23 protein-coding genes are annotated in these 21,406 nt (G+C 64.6%); 6 read left to right on the plus strand and 17 right to left on the minus strand.

The annotated features are described in order from the left end of the window. The 5 genes from ACFODV_RS10085 to ACFODV_RS10105 are packed head-to-tail and all read right to left on the minus strand — an operon-like array spanning nucleotide 1 to nucleotide 6,425. Complete coding sequence (locus ACFODV_RS10085; protein ID WP_379758490.1) at nucleotides 1-1,620, minus strand: GH3 family domain-containing protein; 1,620 nt, start codon at nucleotides 1,618-1,620, stop codon at nucleotides 1-3. Continuing rightward, on the minus strand, nucleotides 1,617-2,483 hold the full coding sequence (locus ACFODV_RS10090) for a hypothetical protein (RefSeq protein WP_379758493.1): 867 nt from the start codon (nucleotides 2,481-2,483) through the stop codon (nucleotides 1,617-1,619). Before ACFODV_RS10090 ends, ACFODV_RS10085 begins: the two co-directional genes overlap by 4 nt. Then, entirely contained in the window at nucleotides 2,480-3,607 is a 1,128-nt protein-coding gene (locus ACFODV_RS10095; RefSeq protein WP_379758496.1) for a hypothetical protein, read from the minus strand. The genes ACFODV_RS10090 and ACFODV_RS10095 overlap by 4 nt, the downstream gene beginning before the upstream one ends. Continuing rightward, a complete protein-coding gene (locus ACFODV_RS10100) occupies nucleotides 3,604-4,977 on the minus strand; it encodes a B12-binding domain-containing radical SAM protein (protein WP_379758498.1) in 1,374 nt (457 codons plus the stop codon). The genes ACFODV_RS10095 and ACFODV_RS10100 overlap by 4 nt, the downstream gene beginning before the upstream one ends. Beyond that, on the minus strand, nucleotides 4,974-6,425 hold the full coding sequence (locus ACFODV_RS10105; RefSeq protein ID WP_379758502.1) for a B12-binding domain-containing radical SAM protein: 1,452 nt from the start codon (nucleotides 6,423-6,425) through the stop codon (nucleotides 4,974-4,976). The genes ACFODV_RS10100 and ACFODV_RS10105 overlap by 4 nt, the downstream gene beginning before the upstream one ends. Nucleotides 6,426-6,648: 223 nt before the next feature. On the opposite strand from ACFODV_RS10105, the gene ACFODV_RS10110 reads away from it, so the two are divergent. Beyond that, on the plus strand, nucleotides 6,649-7,962 hold the full coding sequence (locus tag ACFODV_RS10110; protein ID WP_379758505.1) for an acyltransferase family protein: 1,314 nt from the start codon (nucleotides 6,649-6,651) through the stop codon (nucleotides 7,960-7,962). Here the strand turns inward: ACFODV_RS10110 and ACFODV_RS10115 are convergent. From ACFODV_RS10115 to ACFODV_RS10125, 3 genes are all read right to left on the minus strand, one after another. Beyond that, entirely contained in the window at nucleotides 7,950-8,168 is a 219-nt protein-coding gene (locus ACFODV_RS10115; protein ID WP_379758508.1) for a DUF1289 domain-containing protein, read from the minus strand. The genes ACFODV_RS10110 and ACFODV_RS10115 overlap by 13 nt on opposite strands. Next, nucleotides 8,165-8,578, minus strand: a complete 414-nt coding sequence (gene arfB / locus ACFODV_RS10120; protein ID WP_379758511.1) for an alternative ribosome rescue aminoacyl-tRNA hydrolase ArfB — start codon at nucleotides 8,576-8,578, stop codon at nucleotides 8,165-8,167. Before arfB ends, ACFODV_RS10115 begins: the two co-directional genes overlap by 4 nt. Nucleotides 8,579-8,743: 165 nt before the next feature. Then, entirely contained in the window at nucleotides 8,744-8,950 is a 207-nt protein-coding gene (locus ACFODV_RS10125) for a cold-shock protein (RefSeq protein ID WP_290783945.1), read from the minus strand. A 264-nt stretch (nucleotides 8,951-9,214) separates the two neighbouring features. Between ACFODV_RS10125 and ACFODV_RS10130 the strand changes: the two genes are divergently transcribed. Then, nucleotides 9,215-10,237 (plus strand): C45 family autoproteolytic acyltransferase/hydolase, encoded by a 1,023-nt coding sequence (locus ACFODV_RS10130; protein ID WP_379758514.1) that lies wholly within the window; start codon nucleotides 9,215-9,217, stop codon nucleotides 10,235-10,237. An 85-nt stretch (nucleotides 10,238-10,322) separates the two neighbouring features. Continuing rightward, nucleotides 10,323-11,054: an oxygen-insensitive NADPH nitroreductase gene (gene nfsA, locus ACFODV_RS10135; protein WP_379758517.1), complete on the plus strand. Its 732-nt coding sequence runs from the start codon at nucleotides 10,323-10,325 to the stop codon at nucleotides 11,052-11,054. A gap of 28 nt (nucleotides 11,055-11,082) precedes the next feature. Here nfsA and ACFODV_RS10140 read toward each other — a convergent pair whose 3' ends face one another. Then, complete coding sequence (locus tag ACFODV_RS10140) at nucleotides 11,083-11,850, minus strand: DUF1499 domain-containing protein (RefSeq protein WP_379758520.1); 768 nt, start codon at nucleotides 11,848-11,850, stop codon at nucleotides 11,083-11,085. A gap of 176 nt (nucleotides 11,851-12,026) precedes the next feature. Between ACFODV_RS10140 and ACFODV_RS10145 the strand changes: the two genes are divergently transcribed. After that, the gene (locus tag ACFODV_RS10145; protein ID WP_379758523.1) at nucleotides 12,027-12,590 is read left to right on the plus strand and encodes a nucleoside deaminase; all 564 of its coding nucleotides are present in this window, start codon (nucleotides 12,027-12,029) and stop codon (nucleotides 12,588-12,590) included. A gap of 13 nt (nucleotides 12,591-12,603) precedes the next feature. Here the strand turns inward: ACFODV_RS10145 and ACFODV_RS10150 are convergent, their stop codons facing one another. From ACFODV_RS10150 to ACFODV_RS10160, 3 genes are read right to left on the minus strand one after another with little or no spacing between them, the layout of a single operon-like run. Beyond that, nucleotides 12,604-13,455 (minus strand): sirohydrochlorin chelatase, encoded by an 852-nt coding sequence (locus tag ACFODV_RS10150; RefSeq protein ID WP_379758526.1) that lies wholly within the window; start codon nucleotides 13,453-13,455, stop codon nucleotides 12,604-12,606. A 56-nt stretch (nucleotides 13,456-13,511) separates the two neighbouring features. Next, nucleotides 13,512-14,816: an MFS transporter gene (locus ACFODV_RS10155; RefSeq protein WP_379758529.1), complete on the minus strand. Its 1,305-nt coding sequence runs from the start codon at nucleotides 14,814-14,816 to the stop codon at nucleotides 13,512-13,514. Next, nucleotides 14,813-15,379 carry a TetR/AcrR family transcriptional regulator gene (locus ACFODV_RS10160; protein ID WP_379758532.1) on the minus strand — a complete coding sequence of 189 codons (567 nt, stop codon included), beginning with the start codon at nucleotides 15,377-15,379 and terminating at the stop codon, nucleotides 14,813-14,815. Before ACFODV_RS10160 ends, ACFODV_RS10155 begins: the two co-directional genes overlap by 4 nt. 229 nt (nucleotides 15,380-15,608) lie before the next feature. Here ACFODV_RS10160 and ACFODV_RS10165 point away from each other — a divergent pair, with 229 nt between their 5' ends. Next, nucleotides 15,609-15,956 carry a hypothetical protein gene (locus ACFODV_RS10165; protein ID WP_379758535.1) on the plus strand — a complete coding sequence of 116 codons (348 nt, stop codon included), beginning with the start codon at nucleotides 15,609-15,611 and terminating at the stop codon, nucleotides 15,954-15,956. Between the two features lie 52 nt (nucleotides 15,957-16,008). Here the strand turns inward: ACFODV_RS10165 and ACFODV_RS10170 are convergent, their stop codons facing one another. Beyond that, nucleotides 16,009-17,010, minus strand: coding sequence for an ion transporter (locus ACFODV_RS10170; protein WP_379758538.1), 1,002 nt, complete (start codon nucleotides 17,008-17,010; stop codon nucleotides 16,009-16,011). A gap of 198 nt (nucleotides 17,011-17,208) precedes the next feature. Between ACFODV_RS10170 and ACFODV_RS10175 the strand changes: the two genes are divergently transcribed. Next, entirely contained in the window at nucleotides 17,209-17,457 is a 249-nt protein-coding gene (locus ACFODV_RS10175; RefSeq protein ID WP_379758542.1) for a YdcH family protein, read from the plus strand. 67 nt (nucleotides 17,458-17,524) lie between these two features. On the opposite strand, the gene ACFODV_RS10180 is transcribed toward ACFODV_RS10175, so the two are convergent. The 4 genes from ACFODV_RS10180 to ACFODV_RS10195 form a co-directional block, all read right to left on the minus strand. Then, nucleotides 17,525-18,592, minus strand: coding sequence for a phytoene/squalene synthase family protein (locus ACFODV_RS10180; protein WP_379758545.1), 1,068 nt, complete (start codon nucleotides 18,590-18,592; stop codon nucleotides 17,525-17,527). 83 nt (nucleotides 18,593-18,675) lie between these two features. Further along, nucleotides 18,676-19,008: an antibiotic biosynthesis monooxygenase family protein gene (locus ACFODV_RS10185; RefSeq protein WP_379758548.1), complete on the minus strand. Its 333-nt coding sequence runs from the start codon at nucleotides 19,006-19,008 to the stop codon at nucleotides 18,676-18,678. Between the two features lie 321 nt (nucleotides 19,009-19,329). Continuing rightward, a complete protein-coding gene (locus ACFODV_RS10190) occupies nucleotides 19,330-19,620 on the minus strand; it encodes a coiled coil domain-containing protein (protein ID WP_379758551.1) in 291 nt (96 codons plus the stop codon). Nucleotides 19,621-20,683: 1,063 nt separating this feature from the next. Continuing rightward, the gene (locus ACFODV_RS10195; protein ID WP_379758554.1) at nucleotides 20,684-21,364 is read right to left on the minus strand and encodes a 5'-methylthioadenosine/S-adenosylhomocysteine nucleosidase; all 681 of its coding nucleotides are present in this window, start codon (nucleotides 21,362-21,364) and stop codon (nucleotides 20,684-20,686) included. Nucleotides 21,365-21,406: the final 42 nt, after the last annotated feature.

Consider the following 21,406-nt stretch of genomic DNA (forward strand, 5'->3'; position numbering starts at 1 on the left):
TCAGGCGCCGCGGCGCTTCCCTCCCAGACGGCGGCGCCAGCCCTCCCGGGCGTCCAGCGCCGTTGGCTTGATGTCGCCCAGGCCACCGCGATGGACGGGGGCGGAAAGGTAGGCCCGCTGGGCATCCCTCACCGGCTCGATCGCCACCGGCGCCAGCTGGCCTAGCCAGCGGGCATGGGCGTAGTGGGGGTTCTCGCCGAGGCGTGCCTCGAGCCGTTCGGCGAGTGCGTCCGGGATCCGATCGATCTCCAGGAAAAGCACATAGCCCGGCCTGCCTCTGCTATCGCGCTCCGGGGCGAGCATGGCGAACGCCACCTCGAGCCCCGCCAGCAGGGCCTCGAGGGCGGCCCCGACAAAGGCGTCGCTTAGCTTCTCGCCGCAGAGGTCGCTGATGCCGCCGGCGCGCCCTATGAAGCGTAGGGTCGGTGTGCCGCCGAGTCGGCCCGTCACCTCGACCTGGTCGCCCAGATCGTAGCGATAGAGGCCGCCTGCGGTGGTGACCAGCAGCCGGTAGCGCTCCCCTTCCTGCACCTCATGGGCCCAGCGGCTCCTGCCTGTTTCGTCGACAAACTCGAAGACGTGGGCGGTCACCGCCAGCGGGTAGCGGCCCGCAAAGGGCAGGCTGATCATCGCCTCGGTGGCCAGCAGCCCCTTGGCCTGAAAACGCACGCCGGGCAGGCGCGTCGCCAGGGCGCGGGCGGGCTCCGCGGCACGGGCGTCTTGCCAGCAGCTCACCAGACGCAGTGCGGGCCACAGCCGGGTGGCATCAAGGAAGTCGAGGTCCGCGAGCTCTCGAGCGCGTATCGGCTGCGGTGTGAGTCGCCTGCCCAGAGCGGTGACGAGGTCCGCGGGCACCTCGCCCGGTGGGGTGAAGGTGCCGGCTTCGAGGTCCGCCAGCAGCCGTTCGCGGTAGCCGGGCAGGGCGTCGAGCAGCAGGGTCAGGAAGGCGGGGTGCCAGACCGAGATCAGGCGCAGCTCCCGGGCACGCAGCAGGAACAGCAGGGTGGCATAGCGGAAGGCCTCGCGGGTCTCCAGGCGCCGCACCTCGTCGGGCACCGCCAGGGTGGCGTCCACCAGCGGTGCCAGCCAGCGGCCCAGATAGGCGCTGTCCCGGTCGGTGCCGACCGGCACGGCGCTTCCTGGTACCTCCGAGGACCTCGGACCCGCCGGGGAGATCGACCAGTAGGCTGGCCCGCCCATCAGCGCCGGGTCCTGGTCGAGCAGGTCGTGGGTCCAGGCGCCAATGGCGCGGCCAAACTGGCGCTGCAGGCCGCGGGTCCAGGGAACCAGTCTAGCCGGACCGGTAGTGCCGCTGGTGGGCACCAGTCGCGTCACTGGATCACGGGTCAGCACTCCTTGCTCACCGGCCCTTACCGCCTCGATCCATTCCCCGAGGGCGTCCGTAGACTGGATAGGGACTCGCTCGCGGAAGGTGTCCAGGCTGCGGATGGCGGTGAAGCCGTGGAGCCTTCCGAAGCGGGTTTTTGCGTTGCGCTCCAGCAGCTGCCGGAGCAGCGCCCGCTGGATCGTCTCGGGGTCGGCCAGGGCCTGGCGCAGGCGACGGGCGTGTCGCTGTCCGTCCAGCCGCCATAGTCGGTGGAGAAGGGCGCAGCGGTTCATTCACCGGTCTCGGGGCGAGACGCGGCGTCAGGGTCTGGGCGTGTGCCCGAATGACGTATGCCGGGGTTGCCCAGGGCGCGCAGGATGCGCTGTCCAGCCCGGGTCAGGTTGTCTTCATCGAGCTCGGTCAGGCAGGCCAGCTCATCGCCTTCCTCGTGGCCCGGGTTGCGCGCAGCGAAGAAGGCGATGTGGGGATCCCGCATCCGCTCGGCAGGGATGCCTGCCAGGTGGGGACGCAGTCGCTGGGGGTGGGGAAAGCGCACGAGACCGCTGGCCGGGTCGAAGGCCTCGCCGTAGCGGTGGCGTGCCAGGGCGGCCAGGCGTGGCGCCAGCGCGGAGGCCCCCTCGCCCGGATGGCGGGGGTGGAAGTCGCGCCAGAACAGCGGCAGGAAGCGGTAGGTGCGAAAGCCCGAGACCAGCAGCAGCCAGTAGAAGGGGCGGTCGCAGCCAACGTGCTCGCGCAGGGCCAGTACCGCCGCGAGCCAGGCGCGCATCAGCGCCGTACCTCCCCAAGCCCGCGGGTCGATAATGGTGTCGCCGCTGGAGAGCAGATGGCAGGAGATGGGCGCCTCCAGGGTCTCCAGACGCAGGCTGGTGAAGCCCATCAGCGCCCCCGCGGCGTCTTGGAGCAGGATCACCCACTGCTTTTCCGCCAGATCGAGGGCAAACTGCGCCGGGGTGACGCCGGCGAAGTGCCGGTCCAGCAGGGTAAGCATCGCGGCCCGCTCGGCGATGGTCAGCTGCGCTCTCGGTAGCAGCCGGCCCCGGACCGTGGGCGGTGCAGACCCGGCAGAGGCGCTGTCGACGTCCGGCGTCATGGGGTGCTTGTTCACGGGGTGCTTGTTCACGGGGTGCTTGGTCATAGCGCACTGGACTCCAGGTCCAGGTCGCCTTCCCGCAGGGCTTCCAACTCCAGGGTGGGAATCGGCGACCAGGCAACCGCATAGAGCCGGGTGAGATAGTGGCGCCCCGGCAGGGTGTGCCGCAGCCAGGCGCCCAGGGGGTCGCGCTCGGCGTGGCCCACCAGCAGCAGGTCGAGCCCAAGCCCCGACGCGCGGTGGGCGGCGGCGCGCAGCAGAGCGATCGCCGCGGGTTCCTCGCCCGGGGCATGGGCCAGGTCAACCACCTGGCCGCATCGCAGCGGCCCGCCTACCCTGGGCAGCCGCGGGGTGCCTGTCATTCTTCGGGCCAGGTTGAGCGCCGGGCGCAGCCTGGTCAGCCGGCCGGTGTAGCCGCGAACCACCAGCTGGCGCCAGGGTGTGGCGTCGAGCACGGCGAGCCCGGCCAGCAGCCGCCCCCGGCGCCGTGCTACCAACCGCAGCACACGCCATTCCGCCGGGCCGGCCAGGGCCAGGCTGGCCCGCAGGCGGCGCGCCAGGCGCCAGGCGAGAATCTCCTGCCAGGCCGTCTCATCGGCCTCGCGAAGTTCGATCCCCTGGGGTTCGGACAGGGCGCGGCCGGTGGCCAGCGCATGAACCCGATAGTCGCCGATGGGATGGTAGCGAGGCTGGCCCGGCAAGCCGCGCTCCAGCAGTCGTCGTGCCGATCGGTTGTCGAGGGTGATGCTGGTGAGGTCGAAGGAGCCCTCTTCCTCCAGGCGGGTGGCGCCCAGCCGCTGCCAGGCTCGTTGGGCGGCCCGGGGCGGCAGCCGATGCTCTTGCTTCAGGCGAATCTGGCTCAGGTAGCCCAGCGGGCCGACGTCCCCGCATTGCCAGGCGGACTGAACCAGGCGACTTCCCATGCCGATCAGCTCACCGTTTTCTGCACCCTCCACCAGCAGGGTGTCGTGGCGCAGGCTCTCACGGCCCAGGGAGGCGAAGTAGTCGGGTTCGCGCTCCAGGGTTAGGCGTATGTCGCCGCCCAGCGCGCGCTGGCGCAGCAGTCGACGGATGGCAGCATCGTCGCCGGATACGGCCAGGCGCACTCGCAGGGGCTCAGCCTCTGCCGCCTGAGCGGGGGCAGCGGGTCGGGGGGCGGCGAGGCTCATGAGGCCGCCTCCAGCAGTTCTCCCCGGAAGGTTTCATCCCCCAGGGGCAGGCCGTTGCGCCCCTCGATGTCCCACTGGTGCATGGCGTTGATGGCCACGAAGTTGGCCAGCATATAGGGGGTGGCGCGATTCACTCGGTGAGTGGCGCGGCGCAGGATACTGGGCCAGGCGTAGAAGCGGCGCCGCGCCTGCACGCAGTGGGCCTCGAGTTCGTCGGCGCTCATGCCCGCGGGGTGAAACGGCACCATGTTGTAGCGATATCGCTCGTCCAGCCACCAGGTGTCGAAGCGCAGCCGCCCGGCGTCACGCAGCCGCTGTTCCAGCGGCGTGCCGGGGAAGGGGGTAATGTGGTTGAAGGCGGCGATGTAGAGTCCCTCCTCCTGGGCGAAGCGGATGGTGGTGTCGATGGTTTCCGCCGTATCGGCGTCGTAGCCGAAGATGAAAGTGCCGTAGATGCGGATGCCGTGGCGGCGGAAGTTGGCCAGCGCCTCCACCGGGCCGCCATGCATCAGGTTGAAGCGCTTGTTCATCTCAGCGAGCCCCTCGGGATTGAGGGACTCGAAGCCCACCAGCACTCCCTGGCAGCCGCTGCGGTGCATCAGGTCCAGCGCTTCCTCGTCGAAGGCCACATTGATGCTGGCCTGGCTCACCCAGCGCAGCTTCAGCGGAATCAGCGCGCGCATCAGGTCCTTGGCGGCCTTGAGGTTGGAGACCAGGTTGTCGTCGATGAAGAACACCATCTGTCCGCGGCGGCGCACCTGACGGAGCTCCTCCAGCACGCGATCGATGGGTCGGTGAGATTGGGAGGCGCCGAAAAAAGCGGTAATGGCGCAGAAGTCGCATTTGAAGCGGCAGCCCCGGGCGAACTCCACCAGTCGGATGCCCAGATAGCGCTTGCCGGCAAAGATCGAGCGGTCCGGCGTCACCGTCAGGGCCGGGCGCCCCTCGCCGCGATAGACCTTCTGCGGCCGGCCGTGGCGATAGTCATCGATCACCTCGGGCAAGGTGCGCTCGGCCTCACCGATGACGATGGACTCGCAGTAGCGCGAGACCTCGTCGGGACAGAGGGTGGCATGGAAGCCGCCCATCACCACCGGCACTCCGCGGCGCCGGTACTCGCTGGCGATCTGGTAGGCGCGCCGGGCGGTGTAGGTTTCCACGCTGATCGCCACCAGGTCGGTGGGGGCGTCGAAGGGGATCGACTCCAGGCGATCGTCGAAGAAGCGTTTTTCGACGTCCGGCGGGGTCAGGGCGGCCACCATGGCCGCCGGAATCGGCTCCATCTGCCAGGTGCGAATATAGCGCTTCATCCCCACGCGGCGGCCCACGCAGGGGTGGATGATGGTCAGTCGGAAGGGGCGCCGGCTCATGCCTGCTCCTTGTCGGCCGCATCGCTGCCGGCCGGTTCGCGATGTAGCAGTCGCCACGGCGATGGGGCCTCGAACAGCCAGTCGCAGGTATAAAAGCGGTGCAGGTTATGGGCATAGCGCCGGTAGCCGAGGTTGGTCAGCGCCGCCACGTGCCAGGGGGCGGCAGTGCGGCGCAGCCGCCGGGCGATGCCGGACCAGGAATAGGCCTGCTTCCAGGCTGCCTCGGTGCCTTTTTGTAGCGCCTCCACGCTCATCCGCGCCGGCTGGAATACCACGTGCTGACCGTCGTACTGCTCCCAGTGTCGATGCAGCAGCCGACCCTCGCGTTCTAACCGCTTGAACAAGGGGGTGCCCGGGAAGGGAGTGACGATGGCGAAGCGGGGCAGATCGATGCCCGCTTCCACGGCGAAGCGCGCGGTCTTCTCGAAGACATCGGGCTCGTCCTGGTCGAGCCCGAAGACGAAGCAGCCCTGCAGGGCGATGCGCCGCTCGTGCAGCCGCTCTACCACGGTGGCGTAGTCCTCGGGGCGGTTGAAGCCCTTGTGCGACGCCTTGAGGCTCACCGGCGAGATTGACTCCAGCCCCATCAACAGCCCGCGGCAGCCGCTCTCGGCGGCAAGATCCAGCAGCGGCAGGTCGTCGGCGAGCAGCGTCGTGGCCAGGCCGTACCATTGGATCCCAAGTGGCTTGAGGGCGATGAAGAGCCTCCGGGCGTAGTGCCGGTCGGCGATGATATTGAGATCGACGAAGATCGCCTTGCGCGTCTTCATGCGCTTTAGGTCTTCGACGATCGCCTCCGGGGGTTTTTGCAGCGGCTTGCGACCCCAGGCGCTGGGTACCACGCAGAAGTCGCAGGTGTGGATGCAGCCGCGAGTGGCCTCGAAGACATGGGGCGTCAGGTAGCGCCAGCGCGGCAGCACCGTGCGGTCCGGCAGCGGCGATTCGGCCAGATCCAGGTCCGAGGCTTGGTCGTAACGCGGTGCCATGCGCCCGGCAACGAAGTCGTGCAGCAGCTGTGGCCAGCTGCGTTCTGCATAGCCCACCACGATGGCGTCGGCATGGGGCGCGGCGTCCTCGGGAGCCAGGGTCACGTGGGGGCCGCCCAGCACCACCGGGATACCACGGGCTCGGAAACGTGCGGCGAGGGCGTAGGCGCGGGTAGCGGTGCCAGTAATCACCGTCATGCCGACAAGATCCACGTCGAGGTCGGTGTCCACGTCCTGGATGCCCTCGTCGTAGCAGGTCACGGCGATATCGAGCTCCTCGGGCACCAGCGCGGCCAGTGTCGGCAGGGTCAGCGGCATGTAGCGCAGCGATTGGCCGAAGATGCCGCCGCGGTGGCGGTAGAGCGGCCCTTTGGGCGATATCAGGGCGACACTTAGTCGTCCTTGTTGCTCAGCGGGAGCGTCGGCCTTTGGCGTTGCATGGCCTGGTGGGGCATAGGACATCTGTCTGCCTCCCGAAGGGGATAAGCCGCAGGTGATATTGGCCAAGAGTGACCTGGCTCTGCCCGAGTCACCCTGTCAGCATAGTCATGCGAAGGGACGCTGACGAAAACAGTGTTCTGAAACGGTGTTTCTTAACTAGGCTAGTCGACTTGCCGGGTATTGCAAGCCACCCGAGGTGGCGCCCCAGAACAGGGTCGGCTCGCCGATTTCGCCAGGAGTAGGCATGCAGCAACCGAATGAGACCCGCACCGAGTCAGCGCCCAGGGACCGCTACCCCGATGCGCTAAGGGCCCTGGCGCTGCTGGTGGTGGTATTCGGTCACTGGCTCGCTACTCTGCCACGCCTCGACGAGGGGTTGATGGTGGACACCGATCATCTACTGGTGGTGTGGGAAGGCGCCGGGATGCTGACCTGGGTCGTTCAGGTGGTGCCGCTGTTCGTGTTCGTCTCGGCCGCGGTGAGCGCCACTGGGGTGCGCCGGCGATTGAACGATGGCCATCGTCAACTGCACTGGTGGGCAGGCCGCGCGCTGGCGCTGGCGCGGCCCACGGTGACCTACCTGGCGGTGCTGGTCGCGGTGGCGCTTCTCTCACGCTACACCGGCGGACGTTTCCTGGCGCCGCTCAACCACTCCTTGACCATCCATCTGTGGTTTCTGCTGATGCTACTGGGCGTGCAGGCGCTGCTGCCGCTGTCCGTGCGCGCCGACCGCCGCCTGGGGCTTCGCGCCGTGGGGCTGCTGGTGGGAGTCGCCGCGCTCATCGACATGCTGCGAGCGCAGCCGGGCTCCCTGTCCGACCTGCTGCGTCTGGGCGAGCTGGCCACCGACCACGCTACCGTGCTGGGCTGGGTGAACTTGATGGTGGTGTGGCTGTTGCCTCAGCAGCTTGGCATCGCCTGGCGGCATGGGCGCTTCGCTGGCACCGGTATGGGACTCATGCTGATCGCACTGGGCCTGGTGTGGCTGGGCGCCACGGTCAGCTCAGGCTATCCGCTGGCCATGGTGGACGGCGAGGTGGGCGGACGGAGCAACCTGCTGCCGCCAACGCTGGCGTTGATGGGGGTGATGTGGCTGCAGGTCGGCGCGGTACTGGCCTTCGAGTCAACGGCCCGGCGGCTGCTGGCCAGGCGCTCGATCAGTCGCGTGGTGACACTGCTCGGCGCGCTGGGCATGCCGCTCTACCTGTGGCACAAGTTCGCCGAACTGCCGGCCGCCTGGCTCGGTGAAAAGCTGGGGGCGCCCATCGATGCGGGAGTCCCCGGCGAGCCAGGCTTCTGGTGGGGGCGGCTGGTATGGATATTGCTCTGCGCGCTGATGGTCACCCCGGTGATGGCCGCAGTGGTGGCCTTCGAGATGCGCCGCCGTCAGGATGTGGTTTCTGCCACCGGTACCCGGGCAATTCTCGCCGGCGGGGTGGCGCTGTTTTCCGGCATCCTGGCCAGCATGGCGCTGGGGGCGATTCCCGGAGCGCTCATCGGTCTACTGGGCGTGGCGGCTGCTTCACGGCTCTTGCGGTTTCGCCCTCAGTCTTGCTGAGGCAAGGACTGCTGCTCGTCGGCCCATTTGGTCAGGGCGTCGAGCCGCTCCCAAACAACCTCCCGCTCGGCCGCGTCCATCCTTGACCAGCGGCCGATTTCGTCCAGGCTGCGATGGCAGCCCAGGCAGGTGTCGCCTTCCAACTGACACACCTTGATACACGGGGATTCGGGGCGCCTGGATACGACTCTTTCGTGCTGGATCATTCTATCACCTTCCCGCGCAGCGCTTTGGTCTTGCCCTTGCGGGTCTTGGCGTCGACTCGCTTGCGCTTGGCGGAGCGGGTCGGCTTGGTCGGTTTGCGTGCCCGGCGCTGCTTCACCGCCTCGCGGATCAGCTCGCGCAGCCGTTCCAAGGCGTCCTCGCGGTTATGCTCCTGGGTGCGAAAGCGCTGGGCCTTGATGATCACCACGCCATCCTGAGTGATGCGCTGGTCGCCCAGCGCCAGCAGCCGCTCCTTGTAGAAGGGCGGGAGGCTGGAACGGTTGATATCAAAGCGCAGGTGGATGGCGGAGGCCACCTTGTTGACGTTCTGGCCGCCGGCGCCCTGGGCGCGGATCGGATTGAGTTCGATCTCCCAGTCGCCCAGTTCCACGGAGTTTGAGATGCGCAGCATGGGGCTCCTGCTGATTTTTCTAGTGGCTAGTGGCTAGGGGTCAAGGGCAATACGCTAGGGGGAACTGGCCCGATCTGCCAGGGCGGGCATGCAACGCAACAGGGCCCGCATAAGCGGGCCCTGTTTTCGAACCCGGAGGTTCGAAGAATCATTTAACCGTTATGGTTAGCTGATTGCCTTGATGTTTGACGCCTGAAGGCCTTTCTTGCCCTGGGTCACGTCAAAAGAAACGCTTTGACCTTCCTGCAGGGACTTGAAGCCTTCTGACTGAATTTCGGAGAAGTGAGCAAAAACGTCATCACTGCCGTCAGAGGGTGAAATGAAGCCAAAACCTTTGGAATCGTTAAACCACTTGACTGTGCCGGTCGTCATAATATAAATCCTTTCGCGCTAAGCGCCGTACTATATTCCTGGTGTTACCCAGATGATGTAGCGGGTATAACAAGGAAAACAATATCAGGCTGCCGAAAAAATTCGATGCTTCTGAAACCGTGCTGCTTGCCAACCAACTGACGACACAGTGCCATGTATCCTTGCGCGGGTCAAAGCCTTTCACCTTTTATTTTCTAATGCCCCGGCTGTTCAACGGTGTTATGGGTACCCGCTGAAAGAGACAGACCATCAAAAGGAGCCAGCATGACGACCCTGGAAGACACGCCGAGTCGGCTCGGCTGGCTCGAGGCCGCCGGCAGCCACCGCGAGATCGGTCTGGCGCTGGGACGACAGGGCCGGCGCGCCGTGCACGAACGGCTGATGGCCACGCCTCTCTGGCAGGAAGTGACCGCTGCCCGCCATGTTCCCCTGGTGCGCCACCTGTTGGCCGCCACCACCGAGCGCTTCCCCTGGGTGGCCGAGGAGCTCACGGGGCTCGCCGAAGGACTTGGCCTGCCTCTCGAGACGGTGGCCGCCTGGAACTGCCGCGGCGATCTTCTGGCCAGCGTGCCGGACGGCTGTACCACTCTGGTGCTGCCCGCCAATGTTCCGCGGATCGCTCACAACGAGGACGGCCTGCCGTGCCTCGACGGTGCCTGCTTCCTGGCGCGGCTGCGCCCGGAAGGCCAGCAGGCGTTTCTTACCTTCTGTTACCCCGGCTCGCTGCCCGGTCACACCTTCAGCATTAATAGTGCCGGTCTGGTGGTTACCATCAACAACTTGCGCCTGGTGGGCTTTACCCCCGAACTGCCACGCATGGTGCTCAGCCGAGCCCTGCTGGCCCAGCCCGACCTCGATGCGGCGCTGGGGCTGCTGGAGGCGGCGCCGGTTGGCGGCGGTTTCCACTACACCTTGGCCCAGACCGGTCATGCCGAGGTGCTGAGCGTGGAGGTGGGCGGCGGCGGTTTCTCCAGCCGGGCGCTGACGGCGCCTGCCCTGCATGCCAACCACTGCCTGCATCTCGAAGCTCCCCAGGCGATCACTCACTCCTCGGCGGATCGGCAGCGCCGCGGCGAGGCGCTGATCGCTGCGGGTGAGCAAGACCCCTTGACCCTGCTGCGCGACACTGCCGGGCCGGGGCTGCCGATCTACCGTCGGGAGCCGGACGACCCCGACCAGGAGAATACCCTGGCCACGGCGCTCTTTTATCTCACCCCCGAGGGTGTGGCCTGGCAGGTCGCCGTGCCCGGCGAGGCTGGTATCCGGCGGGGGGTCGGTCTCGGGTAGGCGTGGTGCGCTGCTATTCAAGGATTGCCGATGTGATAGACAATCAGCGGACTGACGAATATTAACCCCACACCAGCGAGGCTGCATGAACCCCACCATCGAACTGCTCAAGTCCCATCGCTCCATCCGCAAGTTCACCGACCAGCCGGTCTCACGGGAACTGCTCGAGGAACTGATTCGCGCCGGCCAGGGCGCGGCTACCTCGAGCCATGTGCAGGCCTATACGGTCATTCACGTGAAGAATGCCGAGAACCGCGAGAAGATCGCCGAGCTTGCCGGCGGGCAGTCCTACGTGGCCACCTGTGGCACCTTCCTGATGTTCTGCGCCGACATGAAGCGTCCGACCGAGGCCGCCGAGCGCACCGGTGCCCGAGTGGTGCGTGGCATGACCGAGCAGCTGCTGGTGGCCAGCGTAGACACTGCCCTGATGGCGCAGAACGTCGCCGTCGCTGCGGAATCCGAAGGCCTGGGCATCTGCTACATCGGCGGGGTGCGCAACGATCCCCAGGCGGTCAGCGACCTGCTGGGCCTGCCGGACCACGTCTACCCGGTGTTCGGCATGTGTCTCGGCTACCCGGCCCACCAGCCGGACGTAAAGCCGCGCCTGCCGGTGGGGGCGATCCTCAAGGAGGACAGCTACAGCGATGACCGCAAGCAGGTAGAAGCCTTCGACGCCACCATGCATGCCTACTATCAGTCGAGGAAGGGCGGCAACAAGGAGAGCAACTGGTCGAGCAACCTGACGCCGCTGTTCGACACCAAGCTGCGCCCCCATATGCGTGAGTTTCTGGTCAAGCGTGGCTTCGAGATGAAGTGACAGGCCCCAGGGAAGCCTCGTGGCAGCGTCAGGTCCCGGTGCGGCGCTGCAGGGTGTCGAGAAAGCCCCGGATGCGAGCGGCGTTGGTGCCCAGATCGCTGCGTCCGATCCGCGAGGCGGAGCGCATGTCCACGCGCACACCGGCCTCGGTCTCGGTGAGGCGGACTGCCACATCGTCCTGGAAACCGAACCAGAAGGTGGTCGCGGTCGCCTCCAGCCCTGTTTCGGTCAGCGAGGCGATCTCCCAGCCCTGATCCAGGGCGGCGGTCTCCACGGCGCTTAGCACGCTGGTCAGCGGCAGGTCGACAAGCAGCGGCTGGATATCGGGATAGGCCTGGCGTTGCAGGTCGGCGAACTCCTCGGGGTAGCCCACGTCGTTGGGCGCCGCCTGTCGGGCCTCGGCCAGCGCCTCGAAGGCGGGGGGAACATCGAGGTCGGTGGTGATGTCGTGGATTGGCGGCACCGCCTGGGCGCGCTGCATCAGCTGCCAGGGCACCGCCATCATGGCCGCCACGACCACCAGCACCAGCCCGCCCGTCAGCGCCAGGCGCCAGCGGCGGCAGAGGCTGGCCACGATCAGGGTGAACAGTCCCAGAGCCGCGGCAGCAACGGCCAGATAGGCGCCCATGCGCAGCAGATCGAAGGCGGAGCCCAGGGTCAGCAGCTTGAGCCGATGGGCCGGCCCGGCCCCGCTCAACATCAGGGCCGCGGCGACCAGAAGCAACAGGGCGAGCCAGGCCAGCAGGGAAGGCCAGCGGCCGCCACGCTGGCGTTGTCTCGGGCGTAAAGCCGGCATGGCGACTCCTCCTCGTCGGGTGCGGTAATCTGGATGGCCCAGGGAGCCCTCAGCATACCCCAATGCCGACGTTCTGCGACTGGTGGGGGAGGTGGGCTGACGCCCCGGGCCGCCATGGGAATGGCGGCCCGGGGCGTCACTTAGAATGTCCAAGCGGAGGCCGAATGGAAACCTTGTTGAATGCAGACTCGAACGTGACCGGAGCGGCGCTTGCCGCCATCGCCCACATGCCTACCGCCAGCCTGCCGGTGCTGATGGACGACGGCTTCGCCCGCCGGCTGAGCGATGCCGACCTGATGCGCATCGCGGTGCTGCTGGCGCAGAAGAGCCTTGACGAGGGTGGCTGCCCCATCGGGGCGGTGATCATCGACAATGACACGCGGCGCATCGTTGGCAAGGGCCACAACACCCTGGTGCAGGAGAATCATCCCTACAACCACGGAGAGACCTCGGCCATGCGCGATGCCGGTCGCCTCGACTTCGGCCGGACGACGCTGTTTACCTCCCTGAGCCCCTGCCAGGTCTGCGCCACGCTGCTGTATATGCGCGGCGTCTCGCGGGTAGTGGTGGGCGATGTGACCAATGCCTCGGGGACCGAAACCCTGCTGCGCGAGAAGGGCGTGGGGGTCGAGATTCTCGAGGACCCGCGCGGCATCGAGCTCTACGCTCGTTTCCGCGCCGGAAATCCCGAGTTGGACCTCGAAGACTGGAAGGGGGTGAGCGCCTCACGCCAGCAGTGACAGCGCCCGGGGGTCACGCGGCGGGCAGTTCCAGCAGCAGCGGCGTTCCGGCCAGGCCCTGCGCCAGGCGGGTCGCGAGAATCTCCAGGATGGCGTCATGCTCGCCTGCCAGGCGTGTCGTGGTAACGCGCAGGCCGGGAGATTGCGCCATTGCCTGGTCGCAGATTTCCGCGATGTCGCCCCCTTCACCGGCGTGGCGTCCCGGGGAGAGAAACAGCATGGCGAGAATCACCTCGCTATTGGCCATGGCCTTTAATGACAGCAGGTCGACCAGCAGCGGCTCATTGAAGCGATAGGCGTCGCCATCGCGACGCTCCATGGAAGCGAAGGTGACGCAGCTGGCCTCCTCGCTCAGCAGCACGCTGAGCTGGCCGGCCAGGTAGTTGCGCACCGCCGTGACCTCGGGGATCGGGCTGCCGTGGTCCACCAGCACCACCTTCGGCTGCGACAGGCCCTCCATCCGCTCGCGTACGTTGTCGGCCAGCAGCCGTGCCAGGCGCAGGTCCACCACCGCCTGGCTCTCCACCAGCGGCAGTGCCACCTTCACGGAAACCTGCGGGAAATTCGCCTGGACTTCGGCCAGGCGCTCGGGCAGGTAGTGGGTCAATGCCTGGCTGGGCCCGAAGAAGAAGGGCAGGATCACCAGTTCGGTCATCCCCTGTGCCGCCAGCTGTTCGGCCAGGGGGCCAAGCGATACTGCCTTGCGCCCCTCGAGCTCCTCCGCGGGAATCTTGTAGGAGTGCAGCAGGGACGCGGCTTCGACCTCCTGGCCGGTGGCCTGGCCCAGGGCGTGGGCCAGGCGGCGCAGATTGAGCGTGGCCTGGGCACGCAGCGAGCCGTTATCGACGAGCAGGATCTTTCGCATGAAGGTCTCTTGGCTGGCGCAGAGCAAATTCTTGGTGACGGTAGCAGATCTTCTCCCTACACGGTCCTTTCTTCTTCCTCGACCGGTTCGATGGGATCGCCATTTTCGTCAAGCAACTGTTGATCATAGGCGGCCTGAAGGCCGGTATCTTCGAGGGAAGGCTGCTCTTCCGCGGTTTCTTCCGCTGTTTCTGTCCACTCTGCCCAGTAATCGATGTGACCCGGATAAATCGGCGACATCACTGCCAGCAGGATGCCGATCATCGCGAAGATGGCAAACGCATCGGCATACCCGAATCCGTCGACCAGTGCGCCGATGACCGGAGAGCCAACCGCCTGGCCGAGCGCAACCGCCATGAAGGGCAACACCGGTCCCATCGAGAGTCGACCCGGCAGCAGTCGGATGCCGGTCATGAGATACAGCCCCGTGAGACTCATATAGGCAAGGCCGAAGACGAGCGCTGAGAATATTGCCAGCGTTAACTGCCCCGGGCTGGCGGCAAGCAATACCAGGCTCGAAGACAGCATCATCAGCATCAAGGCCTGTGTAATAGGTGGATTATTGCGGTCGGCCAAGTCACTCACCATGGCGCCACCGAGCCCGGCGATACCGACCGCCAGCCACAGCCAGCCGGTGTGGCCAGCGGGCAGTGCGCCGAGGGTAACGGCCAGGTCGGGAGCGAAAAGCCAGTATGGCGCAGAGACAAAACCCATGGCGAAGGCGAACAGTGTGAGCCGTGCGAGACGCGACCACTGCAACCTGGTGATCGGGGGCGGAGGTGCGGCGTCAGCCGGCATGATCCGAGATACCGAGGGAATGAAGAACCAGGCGGCAACAATCCCGATGCCCGCCAGTACAGCGAACATCACATAGGTGAAACGCCAGGCATCGAACAGGAACACAACGGTAGGCACGGCGACGATGACACCGATGCTGGTACCCGCATTCATGATGGAGCTCACACGCCCATGCATCGTACGACTCACCAGTGCCTGCATGGCAGCGGTCAGAGCCGGCATCATCAAGCCGGTACAGATGCCGCAAATGAACACCCCCACACCGAGGGTCAGTGCATCCGAGGCCTGACTGATCAGTAACAGGCCGCCAGCACCGAAGCTACACGAGAGTACGGCCAAGTTGCGGGCGCCAAGACGATCAGCAGCGAGCGGAGCGACCAGCGTGGAGAGTATGAAACTGATAAAGGGCAGCGCCCCGATGACGCCGATCAGATATGACGTCAGATTCAGCTCGGCACTGATGGAGGGGACGAACAGGCCGAAAGCGAAGCGTGCGAGCCCGTAACTGATGGCAACCAGTGCGGCACCAAACAGGGCAAACCCGATGTTCGACAAGGTTTTCATTGAGTCTCGCTCCTAGCCCTTGCGAGGAGGGTGTCGACCACCGTTCGCGTGTCGGCCAGGGCCGTCTGCGATTCCAGCAGGGCCACCGCCGTGTTGCTGCCTTCCAGTACCAGAAAGAGTCGTCGTGCCAGGCCGGCGTGGTGGTCGAGCCCGTCGCGCACCAGAGCGGCTTCCAGTCGTCCCAGCAGGTCGATCTTGGCGGTCGCTGCCAGGGCATGGAGTGAAGGGCTGTGCTCAGCGAACTCCCCCATCGCCTTGGCCATGATGCAGCCGTGCTGGCTGAAGCGTTCCAGCCAGTCACCATGCGCATCGACAAGCGCAAGCGTCGCCTGGCCCGGCGAGGCGGAAGCCACCGCCGCATCCAGGCTGGCGATGAAGCGTTCATGGCGAGCCCCCAACACGGCGGCCACCAGGGCTTCCTTGGAGGCAAAATGGTTGTAAAGCGTCATGCGCACTACCCCGGCTGCCGCCACGATGCGGTCGATCCCGGTGGCGTGGAACCCCTGCTCATGGAAGAGCTGCTCGGCGGTGGCTAGCAGCTGGTCGCGCTTGGACGCTGGCATCGACGGTGGCTCCTGTATAGACCGATCTATCTAGATGTCAGCGCATTTAAATTCAGGGCGCCCGGTAGTGTCAACAGAGAGTGCGAATTCGCCGGCACCTTGCTGTCGGCCGGTCTGAATGGCTGGCCAAGCGCTGCTTTTAGGCGTTTCCAGCGGGGGAGGGCACAGCGCCCGCTATCGGATAGGCTAAGAGGACGTTTCTCGCAACCACCGAGTCAACCGAACACTCATGTCACGAATGATAGAAGATCCCGACCTGGCCTTGCGCTTGCGTGGATGGCTGATCAGCCTTTCCGGAAAGACTGTGCCAATCACCTACCAGCAAGCCGCCGAGGCGCTGGGGCTTACGCCGCCGCGCACCATCCAGCGGGTCGCCCTTGCCCTGGAGGCACTGATGCGCGAGGACGTTGCCGCCGGCCGCCCGATGATTGCCGCCCTGGTGGTCAGCCGCCGTGGTGATCTTCCCCGACAGGGCTTTTTCGAACTGGCGGTGGCGCTGGGGCGCTTTCCGGCGGACCCGACCCTGCACGAGGCGGCCTATCGGCAGGAGCTGACAAGGGTCATGGAACAGCGTTGATGGCCCAGCGCTCATGAAAACATCCTGCGGCCGCCCCGGGCCGCCGCTAGGGTCACTCGTACTTGTGCTTCCAGTCCTTGACCGCGATCTGTTCCTTGAGCAGTTCCAGCATATCCACGATCACCTGCTCGCTGACCTTTTCGGTATGGGGATCGGTTCGCAGCCAGGCGTCGAAGCCGCTCTCGGTCAGGTGCTCCACCAGGGCTGAGAACTCCGGGGACTGCAACCCCTCCAGGGCCTCGTTGACCAGCCGGCAGGCCAGGTCGGAGAGCGAGGCCTCGAGACCCTTGGTCAGCTGGCCGCCCATGGGAAGCCGCGAAAGGCGGCGAATCTCCGGGCTCTCCGAGAGGGTACGGCCGACCAGTCCACGCACATAGCGCAGAGTGTCGTCTCGGTTGTGGTCGTAGGCGTTGCCGGCCATGGCCTCGAGCCGCTGGGTAATCTCGTGGATCAGGGCTTGCTGGCGGGGTCGCAATACCTGTTCCACCATCCGGCCGGAGAGCCCGTCGCTTGAGCGCAGATGTGACTGGACACTGTCGAGCATGCGAATGGAGATACGGTCGGTGAGCTCCTCCATCAGGATGTCGTAATACTTGATGATGACGCCATAGAGGTACCAGCGGCGAACGTCGATCAGGCCCAGCCGCTGTAGCCGCTGCAGCAGCGTGATGACGCGCAGGATGCGCAGCAGGCGAAAGCCGCCGACGGGGATGCAGCCGAGCACGTCGTACCAGTGAACGAAGGGGTAGAAGAACCAGCGGTGATAGCGCCGCTCGGCGATGGCCACCGCCCAGCCCAGCAGGACGTCGAACAGAAACACGGTCACGAACGCCAGGTCGATGGCGATGAAGTTGGCGTGGATGTGCCGGTCATAGGCGTCATGCAGGCCGGGGGCTATGACCTCGAAGGCGGTGTTCAGAGGAGTTAGTAGGAATAGACTATCAAACAGCAGCAGGGTCAGGTTGGCGACCACCAGCGCGATGACCAGGAAATCCCATGTCAGATGAACGCGTTCCAGTGCGAGATTGAGCGATGTCATTTGGTTCTCAGGCATGGCGCCTCCTTGAGTTCACTGCCGAAATGCCAGTGTCCTGCCTTGAACGCTGATGCATTGAGGGTCCCCTGATCTGGCAGTGCGGCCGCTTAGACGTCATCGCCGTTGGGTGCCCCCAGGGACTGGCTGATAGGCCACAGTGAGTGTGTTAATGTCTGTCTTCCTTGAATACCGACAATCATTGATCCAGGAGCCGACATGGGCCACACGCCACACCAACTTGCTGAAGAGTTTCCCGAGCACGCTGAGCGCATCCATGATCTCAAACAGTCCGACGCCCATTTCGCGAAACTGGCCGAGGATTACCATGAGCTCAATCGCGAAATCCATCGAATGGAGACAGAAATCGAGCCGGTTGCCACTCACATCGAGGAAGACGCCCGCAAGAAGCGCGTCGCGCTGAAGGACAAGATCGCGGTCTATCTCACGCGCCCCGCCTCGGCCTGAGTACACTCGACGAGGTTGCCAAGGGCGCTGATACGAACTGCTGAGACGACCCCTCAGATCAAGCGCGTCATGTGCGGTAATCCCCCGAGACGCCCCCCGCCAGCAGCTGTCCGATCTCCTGTTCCTGAACACTGGGCAGCCGCTGGCGGGCAAGCTGAAACACCCCGCGCAGCAGTGTATCGCTGCCGACCGAGAGATTGCTCGTAGCGACAATCAGGCGCAGGTGCCGGCGCGAGATCTTGACCTGATCGCCGGCGGTGTAGCCAGGATGGTGGGCAATCTTGCGCAGTGTCGAGAGCGCCATGCCGATTGACCAGCTGCAGAACCGCCGAATGCCCACTTCGGAAGCCGGAATGCGCAGCGTATATTCCTGCGCCAGCCTCAGATGATGATGAGCGACGGCCACCAGGAAGCGGATGCCGTCGCGATAGCCCGGATGATCCTGCCAGTCATGGGTCTGCACCAGATCGACCCCGCGCGCCTCGAAGACGTCACGCGGGAGCCAGCAGATGCCGCGCTGGCGATCGTCCCAGACATCCTTGAGGATGTTGGTCATCTGTAACCCCTGGCCGAAGGCCACCGACAGGCGCCGTAGCTCTTCTTGCTGCTCGCTGATACGCGGATGCGTGCCGGCGAACAAGCGAGTCAGCATTTCGCCGACGCAGCCGGCCACCGCGTAACAGTAGTCCCGCAGGTAGCCGCTGTCTGGAAGGCCATGGGGGTTTTTCAGGCGTTCGAAATCGGCCATGCCATGGCACATGGTGGTGACGCAGTCGCGGAGCGCCGCCTGCTGATCGACCGGCAGTTCACCGAACGCGCCCAGCACACCGGGTGTCTGGGCGACCAGCTCTTGTTCCAGCGGGTCTTGCACCAGGCCGGTGTCGAGTAACGTCTCGGAGAAATCCCTGGCGGCGGTGGCGTTCTTCAATCCTGCCAGCAGGCGATGATAGTGGGCGTCCTTCTCGTCGGGCGCCATCTCAGTGCTGTCTTCCACCGTGTCAGCGATACGGCACAGCAGGTAGGCATTGGTGATCGCCGGGCGCAGGGTCTCCGGCAACTGCGGAATAGTCAGGGCAAACGTCCGGGAAACACCGGGCAGAAGCCGATCCTGTAGGGCGAGCGAGGCGGGAGTCATACCGATAGTATCGCCGATGTGGGGAGCAGGTGAGGAGGCTCGCCGCTGGATAGATGCACCATCAACTACTTCCTGATGCGCTGTCAGTCGTCGGTCTCATTGCCGATCGTCTGGATGACCTCGAAGCCCTCGAACGCCGGCGGGCCCAGATACAGTCCTTCCCGCCGGCTTTGTCCGGCATTGGCGTGCGCCGCGCGAAATGCCTCGGAGTGCGTCCAGGCATCGAAGTCGTCTCGCGAGCGCCAGACGGTATGGGAGGCGTAGAGCACATGATCCTCCTTCTCGGGGCCGCGAAGCATATGAAACTCGACGAAACCGGGCAGGCCCTGAAGATGCGTTTCCCGCTCCAGCCACATCAGTTCGAACTCTTCTGCTCTTTCGGGATTGACTTGAAAACGGTTCATGGCAATAAACAAGGCGCACTCTCCCTCTGCCAGGCGAATAATCCGGTGGACGATGACATCTTGCCCCCCGAGAGGCAAGGCGACCGAACGTTCTCGTCGAGCAGAGAGGGGGTATACAAACCATCGGGCTGACCGGCGGCATGAGTTGGGAATCGACCCAGACCTGATGCCGCTTGATCGATCAGCATGCGATAACGCAGCTGGCCGGCCTGCACTCGGCCAGGCCCTACAGCATAGCGACGTCTGGCGCCCAAGGGGTGATTCTGCTCTGATCCGACGAAGAGTGATCTACCCGCGGCTGGACAACAGCCGTGGCAGGCGCCTCCGGCAGGGTCATTTCTTGAAGCGAGAACGTGCCTTATCGAGGGATTCGGTCAGTGAGTTCCACGCGCTTTCTGCACCGGTCTTGATATCGTCCCAGGCATCGTCGCTGGAATTGCGAATCTCTTCGAGCTTCTCGCGCATCTCTTCTCGCTTCGCCTCCAGCCGGTCGATCTCTTTCTCCCGCTCGATACGCGCATCGGCCTCGGCTTCATCCGCCTTGGCCTTCAACTTGTCGACCTCGGCTTGCATCTCGTCCAGCTTGGCCTGCAGCTTCTGCTCGTAGGCTTCCTTGTTGCTCATGGGGCCGTTCCTTTCCGTTTTTCGGTTCGTTGAACCTTGAAGACAACCCGCTAGCGAGCCGGCAGGTAGCGCTTCCGTCAGAATGGCATATTCCTCGGGGACCAGTATATCCCATGCGAGGATGTGCGGATGGACGAGCTGATCTCCCCGAGACCGGGACTCGCTGGCCGTTCCGGGGCGATGCATCGTGAGCCTTATTTTTTGGGTGTAAAGCTATAACGTGGAGTTATAAGCGGCCTCCCGTTCTTGACGCATTAGGTGATGGCGTATACGTTTAAGATTCGCTAAAAATAAAAAAATGAACCATTTCCTCGTATGCTTCGACTCAGTAAGTGCGCTCGTTGTAAAAGGCCAGCTAACGCTACCGCCACAGGTATAGTGATAAATGCCTGCTTGGCTATTATATGAATAGCGAGGTACGTCCCATGAAAATAAGAATCAAGTCAAGCCTGCTGATTGCTCTGAGTTTGACCGTCAGTTCTGCAATGGCGATTCCGCCGCCAGATGACACAATCGTTTGCGAATCGAACCCAAGGTATTATTTTCACTTATGGGGAAATCTGAACAATCAAGTTCAGCGCCAATATTATAAGTGCTCTCAACCCTACGACCCACAGGTCTGCTATCAGAGTCAAGTGCAGTCCATTACAGCCATGCAATACAGGAGAGCCTGTCCAATCGCAGCGGTTGAGCAAAGATTTCGCCGGGATTTGTCGGTGCCTAGCCCTGACCCTAGACCTGGCGCGACATTCGAGTATGAGTCTGTTAATCCGAACCTAAGCCGCGAATAATGTAACGTCACTCTATTCTGACGACGAGATATAAATTTGACGAGTCGTCCTGTGGTGTAATGCCAACGCATTGGCAGAACCAATGAGTCATCAGGACGACTCGCTCATATCAGATCGCGGGTTACCGCAGTCTCTCCAACTCTCTCGCCTGCAACACGCGCCCCTTCACCGCACCCAGAAACTGGCCGCTACTTAGGCGGCCCACGCCGACATCGTATAACCCTTGGGCATGGCCCGAGACCCCCAGCCGTTTACTCTGATTCTGCCAGCGCTTAACGCTCCAACAGGCCGTCGGCGAGCGCCTCGCCGAGCCGGTCGACGGCGCTGGCGAGCTTTTCGTCGATAACATGAAGGTATTCGGTCCAATGGCCGACGTGGCGCAGTTCCGTCTTGCCGTCCGAAATGCCGCGCAGCACCACCAGCGGCACCCGGAAGCGCATGCAGGCGCGCAGGCAAGCGTAGCTTTCCATATCCACCATCTCGGCGGCGATGGCGTCATAGGCCGCGCCGGAGACGATATTGGCACCGGTCGACAGCGAAGCCTCACGAATGCCGGGAATGCGCAACGGCAGAGCAACGGTTGCCGGCAGGTCGAGAAAGGGTGTGGCACCCTTTTCACAGCCCAATGGAGTGGCATCCATGTCGCGGTAGGCGACGGAAATCGCCTGATAGATCTCCGTCTGCTCGAGAACCCGGCTGCCGGCCGATCCCAGCGACACCACGAGATCAGGCAGGCGCTCACGCTGGGCGAGGGTAGCAAGAGCCACGGTGAGTTCGACGGCCGCCTCGACGGGCCCAACGCCGGATATCAAAGGGGTGAAACGCTGCTTGAGATGCGGGCCGTATTCGACGTCGACGGCCATCACGAAGAGGATGTTATGGCCGCCCAGAACCGTCAGCTCGGCCTCGCCGAATTCATCGGCCCGGGAGTCGAGAGGTCGGGTTTTCTTCATCGATGTTGCTTTTCTTGCCATCAGTTGCCTCGTCTCCGTGTG

Source organism: Halomonas tibetensis, from assembly GCF_042643535.1.
Taxonomy (GTDB): domain Bacteria; phylum Pseudomonadota; class Gammaproteobacteria; order Pseudomonadales; family Halomonadaceae; genus Halomonas; species Halomonas tibetensis.

What these genes read in the sequence shown, in the direction of transcription:
- ACFODV_RS10180 (WP_379758545.1), bottom strand. Translation starts at nt 18,592, where the DNA reads ATGACTCCCGCCTCGCTCGCCCTACAGGATCGGCTTCTGCCCGGTGTT.
- ACFODV_RS10115 (WP_379758508.1), bottom strand. Translation starts at nt 8,168, where the DNA reads ATGATCCAGCACGAAAGAGTCGTATCCAGGCGCCCCGAATCCCCGTGT.
- nfsA (WP_379758517.1), top strand. Translation starts at nt 10,323, where the DNA reads ATGAACCCCACCATCGAACTGCTCAAGTCCCATCGCTCCATCCGCAAG.
- ACFODV_RS10165 (WP_379758535.1), top strand. Translation starts at nt 15,609, where the DNA reads ATGTCACGAATGATAGAAGATCCCGACCTGGCCTTGCGCTTGCGTGGA.
- ACFODV_RS10125 (WP_290783945.1), bottom strand. Translation starts at nt 8,950, where the DNA reads ATGACGACCGGCACAGTCAAGTGGTTTAACGATTCCAAAGGTTTTGGC.
- ACFODV_RS10190 (WP_379758551.1), bottom strand. Translation starts at nt 19,620, where the DNA reads ATGAGCAACAAGGAAGCCTACGAGCAGAAGCTGCAGGCCAAGCTGGAC.
- ACFODV_RS10090 (WP_379758493.1), bottom strand. Translation starts at nt 2,483, where the DNA reads ATGACCAAGCACCCCGTGAACAAGCACCCCGTGAACAAGCACCCCATG.
- ACFODV_RS10095 (WP_379758496.1), bottom strand. Translation starts at nt 3,607, where the DNA reads ATGAGCCTCGCCGCCCCCCGACCCGCTGCCCCCGCTCAGGCGGCAGAG.
- ACFODV_RS10100 (WP_379758498.1), bottom strand. Translation starts at nt 4,977, where the DNA reads ATGAGCCGGCGCCCCTTCCGACTGACCATCATCCACCCCTGCGTGGGC.
- ACFODV_RS10170 (WP_379758538.1), bottom strand. Translation starts at nt 17,010, where the DNA reads ATGCCTGAGAACCAAATGACATCGCTCAATCTCGCACTGGAACGCGTT.
- ACFODV_RS10160 (WP_379758532.1), bottom strand. Translation starts at nt 15,379, where the DNA reads ATGCCAGCGTCCAAGCGCGACCAGCTGCTAGCCACCGCCGAGCAGCTC.
- ACFODV_RS10150 (WP_379758526.1), bottom strand. Translation starts at nt 13,455, where the DNA reads ATGCGAAAGATCCTGCTCGTCGATAACGGCTCGCTGCGTGCCCAGGCC.
- ACFODV_RS10140 (WP_379758520.1), bottom strand. Translation starts at nt 11,850, where the DNA reads ATGCCGGCTTTACGCCCGAGACAACGCCAGCGTGGCGGCCGCTGGCCT.
- ACFODV_RS10130 (WP_379758514.1), top strand. Translation starts at nt 9,215, where the DNA reads ATGACGACCCTGGAAGACACGCCGAGTCGGCTCGGCTGGCTCGAGGCC.
- ACFODV_RS10195 (WP_379758554.1), bottom strand. Translation starts at nt 21,364, where the DNA reads ATGAAGAAAACCCGACCTCTCGACTCCCGGGCCGATGAATTCGGCGAG.
- ACFODV_RS10110 (WP_379758505.1), top strand. Translation starts at nt 6,649, where the DNA reads ATGCAGCAACCGAATGAGACCCGCACCGAGTCAGCGCCCAGGGACCGC.
- ACFODV_RS10155 (WP_379758529.1), bottom strand. Translation starts at nt 14,816, where the DNA reads ATGAAAACCTTGTCGAACATCGGGTTTGCCCTGTTTGGTGCCGCACTG.
- ACFODV_RS10085 (WP_379758490.1), bottom strand. Translation starts at nt 1,620, where the DNA reads ATGAACCGCTGCGCCCTTCTCCACCGACTATGGCGGCTGGACGGACAG.
- arfB (WP_379758511.1), bottom strand. Translation starts at nt 8,578, where the DNA reads ATGCTGCGCATCTCAAACTCCGTGGAACTGGGCGACTGGGAGATCGAA.
- ACFODV_RS10175 (WP_379758542.1), top strand. Translation starts at nt 17,209, where the DNA reads ATGGGCCACACGCCACACCAACTTGCTGAAGAGTTTCCCGAGCACGCT.
- ACFODV_RS10105 (WP_379758502.1), bottom strand. Translation starts at nt 6,425, where the DNA reads ATGTCCTATGCCCCACCAGGCCATGCAACGCCAAAGGCCGACGCTCCC.